General features: G+C 32.5%; 12 protein-coding genes. 5 read left to right on the top strand and 7 right to left on the bottom strand.

Annotated elements, in window-relative coordinates:
• Window positions 1–376: 376 nt before the first annotated feature.
• The gene (locus tag ACQKIH_RS15710) at window positions 377–1,927 is read right to left on the bottom strand and encodes a solute symporter family protein (protein WP_427767702.1); all 1,551 of its coding nucleotides are present in this window, start codon (window positions 1,925–1,927) and stop codon (window positions 377–379) included.
• Window positions 1,924–2,265, bottom strand: a complete 342-nt coding sequence (locus ACQKIH_RS15715; protein WP_427767704.1) for a DUF485 domain-containing protein — start codon at window positions 2,263–2,265, stop codon at window positions 1,924–1,926. Before ACQKIH_RS15715 ends, ACQKIH_RS15710 begins: the two co-directional genes overlap by 4 nt.
• 1,831 nt (window positions 2,266–4,096) lie before the next feature.
• Between ACQKIH_RS15715 and ACQKIH_RS15720 the strand changes: the two genes are divergently transcribed.
• From ACQKIH_RS15720 to ACQKIH_RS15735, 4 genes are all read left to right on the top strand, one after another.
• Entirely contained in the window at window positions 4,097–5,773 is a 1,677-nt protein-coding gene (locus ACQKIH_RS15720; RefSeq protein ID WP_427767707.1) for a methyl-accepting chemotaxis protein, read from the top strand.
• Window positions 5,774–5,905: 132 nt separating this feature from the next.
• Window positions 5,906–6,700 carry a MerR family transcriptional regulator gene (locus tag ACQKIH_RS15725; RefSeq protein ID WP_427767709.1) on the top strand — a complete coding sequence of 265 codons (795 nt, stop codon included), beginning with the start codon at window positions 5,906–5,908 and terminating at the stop codon, window positions 6,698–6,700.
• A 109-nt stretch (window positions 6,701–6,809) separates the two neighbouring features.
• Window positions 6,810–7,613 carry a CPBP family intramembrane glutamic endopeptidase gene (locus tag ACQKIH_RS15730; protein WP_427767712.1) on the top strand — a complete coding sequence of 268 codons (804 nt, stop codon included), beginning with the start codon at window positions 6,810–6,812 and terminating at the stop codon, window positions 7,611–7,613.
• A 509-nt stretch (window positions 7,614–8,122) separates the two neighbouring features.
• A complete protein-coding gene (locus tag ACQKIH_RS15735) occupies window positions 8,123–8,392 on the top strand; it encodes a hypothetical protein (RefSeq protein ID WP_057989358.1) in 270 nt (89 codons plus the stop codon).
• A 561-nt stretch (window positions 8,393–8,953) separates the two neighbouring features.
• Here ACQKIH_RS15735 and ACQKIH_RS15740 read toward each other — a convergent pair.
• From ACQKIH_RS15740 to ACQKIH_RS15760, 5 genes are all read right to left on the bottom strand, one after another.
• Window positions 8,954–10,009 (bottom strand): toll/interleukin-1 receptor domain-containing protein, encoded by a 1,056-nt coding sequence (locus ACQKIH_RS15740; protein WP_427767715.1) that lies wholly within the window; start codon window positions 10,007–10,009, stop codon window positions 8,954–8,956.
• Between the two features lie 3 nt (window positions 10,010–10,012).
• Window positions 10,013–10,462 carry a hypothetical protein gene (locus ACQKIH_RS15745; RefSeq protein ID WP_427767718.1) on the bottom strand — a complete coding sequence of 150 codons (450 nt, stop codon included), beginning with the start codon at window positions 10,460–10,462 and terminating at the stop codon, window positions 10,013–10,015.
• A 224-nt stretch (window positions 10,463–10,686) separates the two neighbouring features.
• The gene (locus ACQKIH_RS15750) at window positions 10,687–11,625 is read right to left on the bottom strand and encodes a restriction endonuclease (protein WP_427767720.1); all 939 of its coding nucleotides are present in this window, start codon (window positions 11,623–11,625) and stop codon (window positions 10,687–10,689) included.
• A 236-nt stretch (window positions 11,626–11,861) separates the two neighbouring features.
• Window positions 11,862–11,987 carry a hypothetical protein gene (locus ACQKIH_RS15755; RefSeq protein WP_427767722.1) on the bottom strand — a complete coding sequence of 42 codons (126 nt, stop codon included), beginning with the start codon at window positions 11,985–11,987 and terminating at the stop codon, window positions 11,862–11,864.
• A gap of 200 nt (window positions 11,988–12,187) precedes the next feature.
• Window positions 12,188–12,331, bottom strand: a complete 144-nt coding sequence (locus ACQKIH_RS15760; RefSeq protein ID WP_427767725.1) for a hypothetical protein — start codon at window positions 12,329–12,331, stop codon at window positions 12,188–12,190.
• A 323-nt stretch (window positions 12,332–12,654) separates the two neighbouring features.
• Between ACQKIH_RS15760 and ACQKIH_RS15765 the strand changes: the two genes are divergently transcribed.
• The gene (locus ACQKIH_RS15765; protein ID WP_427767728.1) at window positions 12,655–12,762 is read left to right on the top strand and encodes a DUF4083 family protein; all 108 of its coding nucleotides are present in this window, start codon (window positions 12,655–12,657) and stop codon (window positions 12,760–12,762) included.
• Window positions 12,763–13,018 lie beyond the last annotated feature (256 nt).

The following is a 13,018-nucleotide window of genomic DNA, read 5'->3' on the forward strand; positions in this document are numbered from 1 at the left end:
AATTTTTCACAAAAATAAGTTTAAGAGAGAAAATAAGAGAAATTTTAAGCTAAAAATTAATTTATTCAGAATAAACATTCCCCAAAAACGTTGAATTACCAACATTTCTAAATAGATTGACAAATGAAATATAAGTTTTATCGAGAAAATAGCAAACGTAAAAAAGAGTTTAATTTTTTCATAATTATAATATTTGAAAAGTGATTTGATTTAATTTATTATCTTTAATTTCCGGTTAAAAAGTCGTTTTATTTTACATTTTATACGATATTTCGAGCAAATTTGCTATAAAAACCTGCAAAAATAGCTCTTTATTTCCCCAAAAAAAGAGAAAAAATAGGGGAGTGATCCCTACTTTTTCTCTTCATTCTCTTCATTAATGTGATACATCTTGTACAGAAACGCCTGTATGCGCTTTTACACGAATTTCTTGATAAACACGTTCCGCTTCTGCTTTTTCTACTTTGTGAGCCGTCAGTACCGATCCTAGGTAGCCAGCTAAGAAGCTTAGTGGAATTGTAATAATTGCTGGTACTGATAAGTTTACAAGTGGATCTCCAACGAAAATAGCATTACCTGTTGGACTCCAAATATTTGGTCCCATTGCACCTAACACTAGACAAGATACAAGACCCGTTACCATTGCAGCTACAGCACCATTAGAATTAAACTTCTTCCAATAGATTGTATATAAAATAACTGGTAAGTTTGCAGACGCACCAATACAGAATGCAAATGATACTAAGAACGATACATTTAAGTTTTGCGCAAATAACGCAAGGATAATCGAAACAATCGCAATTGAAATGGAACCAATACGCGCAGCTAATACTTGTTGTTTCTCTGTTAATTTACCATCATTTAAAATTTCTCCATAAATATCATGCGAAATAGCAGAAGCACCTGTTAATACTAACCCTGAAACAACCGCTAAAATCGTCGCAAAAGCAACCGCACAGATGAATGATAATAAAACATTACCACCTAAAAACTCCGCTAATAATGGAGCAGCTGTATTCCCCGCAGCATTTTCAGCAATAATGGCATCAAATCCTACGAAGTGCATTGCACCGAAGCCTAAGAAAATTGTTAAAGAGAAGAAAATCGCCGTAATCCAAGTTGTCCATGAAATAGAAGAACGTGCTGTTTTTGCATCTTTAACTGTAAAGAAACGCATTAAAATATGTGGTAACCCTGATGTACCTAATACTAAAGCCATCATCATTGAAACCGAGTCGATACTTGAACTATATTTCATCCCTGGAACTAAATACTCGTCCCCATAATTTTCACTAATCGTACTGAACATCGTCAATAAATTAAAATCAAATTGCTTAAATACTAAAATAGCTAATAGGAACGTACCAAATAACAATAGGCCTGCTTTAATGATCTGTACCCAAGAAGTCGCCGTCATACCACCAAATAATACGTACGTCGTCATCATAACACCTACGATTAATACAGCCACCCAATAATCAATACCAAATAGAAGTTTAATTAACGCACCTGCACCAACAAGCTGTGCAATCATATATAAAATAACAATAATAATCGTTCCTGTTGCAGCAACACCACGAATACGCTTTTCATTGAAACGAGCTGTTAACATATCCGCTAATGTGAAACGACCTAAGTTACGCATAGGCTCTGCTATCATATATAGTAGTACTAAGTTTGCTACAACATATCCAACCGAGAAGAAGAACCCATCAAAACCTGTTAAGGCAATCGCACCGGATACCCCTAAAAACGCGGCTGCTGATAAGTAATCGCCCGCAATAGCAAATCCATTTTGCCATCCTTTTAATCCGCCACCTGCTGTGTAGAAGTCAGTCGCTGATGACGTACGTTTTGCAGCGATATACGTTACGATTAATGTTAAACCTACAATGCCAAGGAAAAATCCTGCTGATACTAAATTCATCGTGACACACCTGCCTTTTTATACTCTGCTAAAACTGCGGCTGCTTCTTTATCAAATTTGCCAGCCATTTTAACGTAAATCATACAAAGAATAATTGTCATAATAAATAGAGCAAGAGAATAAACCCAAACCCATGTTATTGACCCAATCGCTTGCTGTTGTAACACAGAAGTGAAGGCTAAAATAGGCAGCAAAATGTAAAATGTTAAAAATGCTGCAGTAATACCGAACAATAACGTGTTTTTCTTCTTTACAAAGGCATTGAAACTATCCATACGATCTATAACATCATAGTTAATATTATCGTGTTTTTTGGATTTTGATTGTTTTTCATCCATCATTGTAATTTCCCCCTTAAGGATTATTATTCTGTTCTAAACGCAATATTACTTTAATATCACGTCGATAAACCATATTGTAATAGGGAATTCTCTATTATGCAATAACATTTTTCAGAAAACTCAAAATCAACAAACTCTTTAATACATAGAATTAACATGCACTTTTCAGAAAATTTACACACGAATTTCCTTGTTTTTACTATTTGAATATTGTACTTTTTGATCTTTATTATTGAATTTCCATTTTTTCTAGTAATTTAAATACATAAAGCAGAATATAGTATTTAGCTAAACTAAAATAATAATACCACCCTATTTTAGAGATGTAGGTCTTATTGTTATATAACAATAAGGAGAATGATATTTTTTTGCTTTTTTTTATTTTAAAATTTTATTTACCTTGTTTCAACATTTACGGGAAGACGTAATTGATTTGTAGCGTAGTAAGGGGTTTGCTTAGGCATTTTATGATTTAAACGATTATAGAAAAATGATAGTGAAAAAAAGAGGGTATCAAGAAAAATAATATTAATCTGACCGAATAAAAGTAAAAACCCGTGTTTTTTTAGAGTCTTGATCAAAAAAATACCAAAATAGAGGGGAGTTCAATCGAATTGCATTGATGTAACCGTTTTTTTTTAAAACATGCTTGCTATAAGAAACCACTCCTGCTGGGCTTCGTATAAGTGCGCAGAAAGAAATGGCCATTTCTTTCGAGGAAATTCTAGCAGTTCGGAAATGCGATTAGTTATAAGCTAGGGAGTGATTAAATTATGCAAAGAAAATCTCATATGTAATTAACACCAATGAAATTGATTCAATTAAATTCATTTTATGATTTTAGAAGAAAACTCGGAAGAAAAGATTGCGCGGAATTAGAAGGGGATGTTTTAATTATTGGTTGTAAAAAAACAAAAAAATTGCCTTTTTATAAATTAGGCAATTCACAAGTCGGGAATAAAAAACGCTAATAACCTTGCTATATCAATGTTATTTATATCTAATTTCTATGAAAAGTCTATTTATTATGAGTAAAGATGGTATAATAAGAAGGTAGCTTGATTGGTGTGTTTCATGGGCGGTTGGTAATTATTTCTACCTATTAACCTTATTTTTATAGGGGGGAAGGAGATGTTGCCGATGACCGTATACGAAGCGATGATGGTAGCAATAAGTATGTCCGCTCTTATTGTATCTATTCTTGCGTTGTCATTTACTTTTACACAAAAAAAGTAAACTGCCCCCTGCACCGCGCATGTGAGTAGTTTACTTTCTCGATTGCAAATCGCCTTTGAAGCGATTTTTCTTGTTACGACAGACCATTTGGTGTTAGCGCACCGAATGGTCTTATTTATTTATATACATTTACTCTTCAAATTATAACACGCATAATTTCATTCCTCAACAACTTGTTTAACCCTATTCCTTGGATAAGGATCATATAGTAACTTCAGGATACTCTACCCGCCCTGAAAACTAGTCTATCACCCCAAAAAATAACAGTACAAATTTCAAAGTGAGAAGAAGTATTAAAAAACGGGAAGAAATACCAGAGAAATTAATATAAAGAGCTTTCTAATGTATTTAGTTATTCCGATGAAATTACGGTGAATTTTCCCTTGTCTGAAAAATTAAAAGCAGTGGGTAAGTTCAGTTTACGAAATTTCTACGCCAGAAAAAGTAGTTTGTACTTATATTCTATTAGTGAACTATTTTCGAACAATTTTTAGAATAAATAGCCTATCTAGTAGAGGAACAATTGACCTACCTTTTAAACTATGGAATACTCATGGAAGGTTATATAGAATTTGCGAAAAGAGGAAATAAAATGAAGTTGAACGTGAAATTAAAGCTCCAACTATCTTTCGGGGTTATCCTTCTATTTTTAATGCTAATTTCCGGATTAAGTATTTACATTATTAATAATAATACCGAAAAACTTGATCAAATCGAGCAAGATACAAAATTAGTAGAAATGTATAATGATATTGCTTTCCAAGCGGTCCGTGCGAATGCAGCGATTCGTGGTTATATGCTGTATGTAGACGATAGTATGAAGGCCAATCATTATGAAATTCGCGCTACATTAAATGAACAAGTACAAAATTTAAAAGCACATGGGGCAGATGAAGGGTTTCAGGAATTCGAATCTAAGTTAACTGCATGGGAAAATGCCATTGATAACGAAATCATTCCAGCTGTTGATCGTGGTGATATTGAACAGGCACAAAAAATTGCTAAGCCGGTTTTAGGTGCTGGTTCTCAAGAGTTGGTCGTATTTGCAAAATCATTAGCAACAAGTGTAAATGACGAAATAAAAACGGTCATTACAGATTTCTATTCGCTTAGTAAATCAAGTATGGTGCAAGTCGCTGTTTTAGCACTAATTGCGGTTATTACAAGTGTCGTTATTTCAACGGTGTTTGCCCGCCGTATCGCACTCAACATGCAAGCAGTTATGAAAGGAATGCATAAGTTCTCAAATGGGGATTTAACTTCGCATTTAAAGGTAAAATCAAAGGATGAGTTCGGTCAATTAGCAGATTCTTTTAACTTAATGGCACAAAAGCTACGGGATACGGTAGGGCAAGTAGGGAGCTCCTCTGAACAGGTTGCTGGTACGTCTGAGCAGCTGACAGCAAGTAGCTTAGAAGTGACGCATGCAACGGAAGTCGTAACAGAGTCTATTTCTGATATTGCAGTAGGAATGGCTGACCAGCAACAAATGACGAATGATGCAAAACGATTCTCGGATCATTTAATGAAAAAAGTAGATGATATTTCCACAAGTATTGAGGAAGTAAATGATTCATCTCTTTATTCAAAGCAAATGGCATCAGAAGGGCGCCAATCCGTTCGTAACGTCATCGAGCAGATGGATATCATCGATAATAATACATCCGAATTAAATAGACGGGTCAAAGAATTAGATCAAAATACGGCGAAAATTTCAACGGCTATTCAAGTGATTAAAACGATTGCTGAACAAACCAATTTATTAGCGTTAAATGCATCTATTGAAGCTGCACGCGCGGGTGAGGCAGGGAAGGGCTTTGCAGTCGTTGCTGATGAAGTACGTAAACTCGCAGACAATTCGAATGTGGCAGCTGTTGAAATCGAGCATATTGTTGCAGATATTTTAGAAAGTACACGCGTGATTGAAGAAGATATTATTCATAATAATCAATCGGTTGAAGCTGGGAAAGAAAAAGTTGCCGTTACACGCGAAACCTTCCTACAAATCGATACTGCAATTAATCACGTGCAGGAACAAACGTCGAACGTAACCCAGGCAATCCGTGTAATCGCAGAAGATGTGAAAAAACTAGTGACTGAAATTAATGATATCAATGAAATTGCTGTTGATTCAAACGATCATATTCAAAGTGTTGCAGCCGCTTCAGAAGAGCAAAATGCCGCGATGGAAGAAGTCGCAGCAGCATCTACGCATTTATCACAAATGGCGATTGAATTACAGGAGTCTATTCATAGTTTTAAATATTAAGGAACAACCAGAGTGAAAGGGAAAGATCACTCTGGTTTTTTTATTTTAGTTTATACAATAGAAGAAGCATAGCTAACTTAGTGTTAATAATAAAACCTGCATTATTTTTTTGCAATGATAAAGGAGAGTATAATGTACACAATTGGACAAGTCGCAAAATTTTTAGGTGTGTCTAAAGATACCTTAAAATTTTATGAAGAAAAGGAATTAGTAAAGCCAAAGCAACATATTGAGAATGGGTATAGAAAATATAATCATTTTGATATATATGATCTAACAACAGTGAATTTCTATAGAGAAATTGATATTGAAATTAAAAAAATCCAAGAACTAAGAAAAAGTAAGAGTATAGAGGGCATAAAATCATTGTTAGAAGAAAAAGAACAAGAAGTTTTAGAGGAAATAGAATATAAAAAAATTCTTTTAAAAAAGATTCAGCTAGTAAAAGATGATTGCGAAAAAATTAAACAATCCTTAGGAATATTTACAGTAAAAGAAATGAAACCTTTAGAAATAAAAGGAGAAATAGAACATTTTACTGCGTATGATGAATACGACACTCTCAAAAAGAAGACAGACAGCTTAAAAAAAGCAGTTACCCTAACATCTTTAAGTAGAATCATACGTTTTAATGAAGATGGCATTATAGAAGAAAAATTTATAATTACAAGGAAAATAGATGACTTTGATAAAGATATTGAAGGTGAAATTTTATCCCATCCAAGATGTATTTATACAGTTATTGAAAATGGGAGATGGTCAACTGGTGGGGAAAATATTGATTATAATGTGGAAGCTAGTTTAAGAAATTTTGCAATAAAAAAAGGCTATGAACTTTTAGGGCTAGTTTATATTAATTTATTACTTACCACTTATGAAGATGGACTTGAACGTGTATTTTTAGAAATTTACGCACCTATAAAATAACACAGATATGTATTGACCTGTGAGTAACACCTAGGTTTAAGCTGAAGTTATTAGTAAGTAGATGCATTGTTATATTTACTAAATACTTAGCTTGGAGTGGGGATTGTTCATGAATAGAGAAAAGAAACTAAAAAAACCAGTAGCAAGTTTTATTTTATTAACTAATATTATTTTTTTACCGCTTTTTTTTCTTGTAGGAGCCACATACATGTTAGGATTACCAACATGGGTCAGTGATGTAACATTTTGTATTGCAGCTTGGTCATCAACATTTGCTTTTGTATTACTGTTTAAAAGAATCTATCCTGGGCAGAGTTTTATACAGTTTGTAAAAGGGAAATTCGAGAGTAAACTTAAATTTTCTGTTATTCTTACTGCGAGTATGATTCAAGCTTTCATATTTTTAATGATTTTGTTTATTATTACTAATAATAGTGAAGTAAACTCCATTTTTACTGTTTCTTCATGGGGATTGCTGATCTATTTCTTTTTTATAAGCCTGCTTTCTGGGCCACTAGGAGAAGAACTAGGGTGGAGGGGTTTCGCTCAAATGGAACTTCAAAAGAAATATTCACCATTAATAGCTTCGATAATCATTGGCTTTTGGTGGGGGATTTGGCATTTACCTATATGGTTTACTACGGGCCTTGTGGGAAGTGATTTAATCAAATATATACTATTCTTTATGATTGCAATCATGTCTACTAAGATTGTTATGACAGCCTTTTATAACTTAAATCAGAATTTAATCATTCCAATCATTATCCACCAATTCTTTAATTTTTTTATTGGATTAATAAACGGAAACTTAATTGATTTAATCATGTATAACGCAATTTTTTACTTAGTAGTCGCGGTTTTAATTATCATTATAAATCCCAAAAATACATTGTATGGAAAGTATGAAGAATAACTTGTAATGAGCAATATTCTAATGTAAAATCGTAATAATTTTTTTAGATTTGATATTATGTGAGTAAATGAGTTCATGATAATCGCAGAACAATTCAATAAGATTATTGTTTAATGTCAACGTGGTTAGAAAATTAGAAATAGAGTTAGCGAAATATTAAACGAGAATGAAGTTTTCAGAAAATGCTCTATCTGATTTTAAAAGCTTTGATTCTCATACAAAAAGGGGATTATAGCCTTAGTTGCCAGCGGAGCAAGGCGCGGTGAAAGTTTTAGACCCGATGGCAATGGTAAGAGCTTTTTCTACAAGAAAAATAGTTTTCTAAAAAATGATAAAGGTATAAAAAAACATATGTACATCCATTTTTTAGTAATTATGACTCTACATATAAGTTATTATATATGTAGAGTAGCATACATTGATATTTAAGGCGCTTAATTATTAAATACTTGTCTATGCTGAAAAAGCGGCTTATATTTTTACAATATTTAGTTGGGAGATGTTTGTTTATGCTTTTTTGGAGTCCTTTTTTATTAGGTATTTTAGCCGGTATTATATTAATAGCACTCTCAGCTTATTTAAAGAATAAAGGATTTTCTAAATTAGTTATAATGATCCCTATAATTGTTCTATTAGCTACAGGAATTATAATGTTTTATCTAGGGTATGTGGTTATTCGAGGCTTTGAAGGATTTGCTTATTCGCAATTCGGGGTGGCTAATCTATTTTGCCTGTTGATTAGGTTTTTTGTCTTTATAAATGATTCTAAGAAAACATAATGAATATGTATAAAAAAGTTATTGGCAATTTAATTGTCGCAATAACTTTTTTAACAGCAACTAAAATATGCTCTAATAGTTGAATAAAGAAGAGCATTAGATTGGTTAACTCTGGGTAAATTGATAAAAAACAACCTGTATATAAGACCATGATTAAAAATAAGATCAGGCTCAAATTTTGGTGTCCAAACTTTAATATCTCTTTAAATTCAGATTCCGTCTCACTATTTAAAGTATACTTATCGAATGAGACTTAACTTCCTATAATATATATTATGACCGTGTCCCTTTTATATCGTTGCTTGTGCAAGAACAAAAGAATTGCCACCTCTGTAAAAGGACAAGAAGTTTTAACTTTTATGGACAAGAAAGTTAAACTTTTTGTATTTCCCTGTTTTGGACAAGAAGTTTTAACTTTTATTATTATACATATAAAATATTATACCCAGTTCTCATTGATTAAACATATCCAATACATAAATCATTTACATCTGCTCTTAATGCATAATTCGTGTATAAAGAGCTAAACCTGCTCATTTATTAAATGAACAGGTTTATATATTAATTAACTGTAGAATTAATCTCTTTCACAAAAGCTGCATAATCAGATTTTTTTAATTCAGATAAATTAGTATTGTTCCAGTCGCTTATATCAGCTAAAAAATCGCTTACATTGCTTGAAATATTTTTAATCCTCTTTAATTCTTGTAAAGGTTGTATTTTACTAATTTCCTGTGTTATTTTACTAATCATAATTAAATAATCAGCTTCTTTATTTTCCCAATAAGTAATGTAATTTATTTGTTGTTCCATTGAGTAAATATTTGCAACAAATTGTTCCGGCACATCTGATTCTGTAGGCAAAAGTTCAACATCTGAATCCCTTAGTATTACTAATAGCATTTTTTCTTTATATTCACGTAAACGCATTACCTCAGATATTTCATACATACAGTTTAATGACTTTAAATAATTGTCACTGATAATACTAATTACAAAATCATGTTTACCTATAGATTGCATAAAGCTTTTTATACTATCTTTAAATTTAAGCCCACGAATATCTCTAGTTAAGGTGTACCCCATGACTTTGAAGTCTTCATCGATTAAGTCAGCAAATACCTTGTCTTCCCAACAATATGAAATAAATATCTTAGGTTGATTGTCTGCCACTACTTGTAATGGTAATGATTCATTTCCTGTAATTATGTCTTCAAGATATTCTCTAATATGGTTAATTAAATGTACTGTAACTTGATGGTTAAAAGCGTCAATATGATCTTGATATTTCTTTCCACTTCCATAACCCATGCTTACACTAATATATACATTCTTTGCTTCAATATATTTTAATAGTTGGTATATATATGATACTTCTTCTTTAGAATCCAAGGGTAACTCTAATTTATCATTCCACTCTTTATTACTCAATATTTCTTCGAAGTTGATAGTATTCTGTATACATTCAGATATATATTCCTTAATTAAACTATTGTTTTCAATAAATAATAAAAACCTTGATAAATCCTGTTGTTCTGAACCAAATTTTGTTGAAAGTAATCTAGAAGCATTCGCTCTAAAATCCCTTCCTAATTTGTTAATTTGTTTTAAATCCATATTTTATTTCCCTCCACAGTAAATACAATAAGGTATAAGCCACTTGTCCAATTCAGTAACTTTAAAATGTGAATCACAGCATATTTTTTTTACAACTACTAAGTGATTATCGGGTTCATAAAGTTCAGATTCATCGGTAGTTGGCCTCTTCCCTGCTTTAATTTTTACAAATTTATTTCCTCTATTTTTTCTTTCTAAGTCTTTAAACATTTGATAAATAAGGTCTTCTGCATAATCTTTTGCTATAGAATGTACTTTATTAATTACTTTATCTGTATAAAACGAATTAAATTCAGCTATCAAACCACAAACTGGACAATAAATATCGACTACCTCGGTTTCTTTAAATTCTGAACCAAGTATTTTGAAATGATTTTTACAATAAGGGCAACATGAATTAAAATAACCATCAGAATCAGTTGGTATGCTTATAGAAAACGAAACATTACTCATTATCTTAGCTCCTTCTTTAATCTGTATATCTTAAATTACTGTATACTTGGACAACTGTCTTAATATTATTTATCAAACCACATGGAGAGCTAGAGTTACGTCAACCAGAAGTTGGCTTCTATATTGTCGGCATGAAGAGTTACTGACGCGCACCAACTTTTTTAATGGCAATTGGCTATGAGCAAGTGCGTTCCATATTGGTATAACGCTATTTTTTATTCATATTATCTCCCATATCCATATTTAAAATTGTTTATGTAAGGGTCATAATACTCTTTTGCATGAGGATCAAAACCATCACTAAATAACTTCTCATAGTAGATTTTCACATCCCACTGAACATTTACAGCCCCTTCATCAGTAGTTAGTATATATGGTAATATTTCCTCGCTAAGTGTAGTTTCAATATGCTTTTTAAGATCTATCGTTTCTGTATTAAATGGATTCTCAGGTTCATTTTCTTTGTCAAAAATAATATCTAGAAAAACCAAGTAATTTGTATACTTATCATCAAAATAAATTGCTCTTAATTGGACACTTTTCATATTCAACTTTGACTTTTTTTGAAATTTATATATCTCATCGTAAGCTTGGGTTAAGTATATAAAACTTTTGAAATGAATACTTAACCTTGTTGAAAGATACAAGAATGCGTTTCTATATTGAGCCGTCCATAAAGATGGATAGTAAGTCGGTTGAATTTTCCATCCAACATTTTTGGAACTCTGAGGGAAAAATTGACTTATTAATGGGAAATTGCACGGTTTCATCAATCGTTCCTCTAGCCTAATTTCGTCCCAATACCGAATTTTTAACACCCTACTTTCTTCTAATTCCTTATACGCTGTAACTAAGCCCGATGTTAATGCTGTTGTACAAACTAATAAATATCCATCCGCTTTAACACGTTCACAATCCATGATTATTGAGTTCGCTTCGTTTTTGCCGACACTTTTTCCCGATTGAGCAAAATGCTTGCACTGTACTAACCATGTCCTTTCGAAACTACTTAAAGGTCCTTCCGTCCGTTCAACTACTATTAAATCCCTACCGCCATCAGTTCCTTTTCCTGTCCAATGTACTTCAAATCCTTCTCTTACAAATATTTCCCTTGTTAACCTCTCTAAATCCGTCCCATCAATAGATAACTCATTAAAATTCAACATATACTCACTCCAGTAAAAACCAATTTTAAATACAAAAAATCCTATATCTATTTATGATTATAGTTTGTAATTAATAAAATTCCAATAATATCCTAATGGATAAAAAATCCAAATCAAATAATTTAATAAGAGCTGCAATGAATCAGATGTTCAAATGATTGTTAACATTGCTGGCGAGTCGACTCTCCGTAAACAAGTGGATTACCTTTAAAGAAAAACTCTTCCATATATCGTTATGTTTCTTCTACTGATAATTCTCGACTATTCATCATAAGCTGTGCATAGCTTATAAAATAATCAGCAGTTAAGGTACTTGAATGATGCACATGCATATTAGCAGCTCTTTTGCTCGTAGCCAAGTAATACTAAACCTAGCTGACCTTTTCCTCTTCTGCGTGAAACGTTACGTCTGTTAACTGCTCTGCGATTTGTGTATCTACGGCAATTTCTGCACTTAAATTCATACCACAGCACCCTGCTACACCGTAAAAGCATAGTGTTGCGCCCTATGCATGTGCTAAAACTTGCTCAATAAATTGTTTACCTTCTGGACTCATTTTCATTGTATCGTCTCTCCTTTTAATCTTTGTAATCCGTCCTTGCCAACAGTTGCTTCCTTTACCCAAGGAATTGTGACAAAACGACCTTTGCTGATGCGATCGACTTCCTCTAACCATTTAATCTCTGCTTGCTGCTTTTGCATAAGTAATGGACTTGTTAGTTGCAGTTTAGCAAAAGATTAAAGGTATTTGCGCTAGCCACACGCTCATTATGAGCCTCTTCAAAATGCCTCATACCTCGCCCTTCCTGCGGGGTCTTATTCTCCCTGTGCAGGCGCAACTGCAAACTTTGCTCACTTTTGTAAGTATTTAATTCAACTTATATAGTTAAGTTGATTAATTGAGTTGATATGGTATAAAAGTAAGCGTCAAATAGCGCCCCTCTGATTTAACAGCTGGGTGCTATTTGACGCTTACAATCAAACAATTCTCCAATTATTTTTAGGAAGTGCTGTTGGCACGACTGGTGGTTGTTCGTTCAATTCTAAAACAATCGGGGAACTCCAATTCTAAAAATTTTGAAGATAAACTTGATAAGATTATTGACCTTCTCGAAAAAGAAAAAAAAGAGTGATTACAATAGCTTCTTCATATTGATCTGTACACAACGATCGGGCGCGATTGTTGAATAAGCATCTCTGTTCCTATTCAACTAACGGAGGCTTTAATTGAATATTCGCATCCCGAAATAATCAAACTTTTTTATAAAAATCAAACTAGATAAATAATGAACCAACTGTTTTGATCAAACTTTGTTTCAAAACAGTTGGTTTCTTTCTGTATAAAATCAGCGTTTGCAACTTACTTTTAATCGAACTTTATTAAAAAGC

Origin of the sequence: Solibacillus cecembensis (assembly GCF_050272495.1) — a bacterium.
GTDB lineage: Bacteria > Bacillota > Bacilli > Bacillales_A > Planococcaceae > Solibacillus > Solibacillus cecembensis.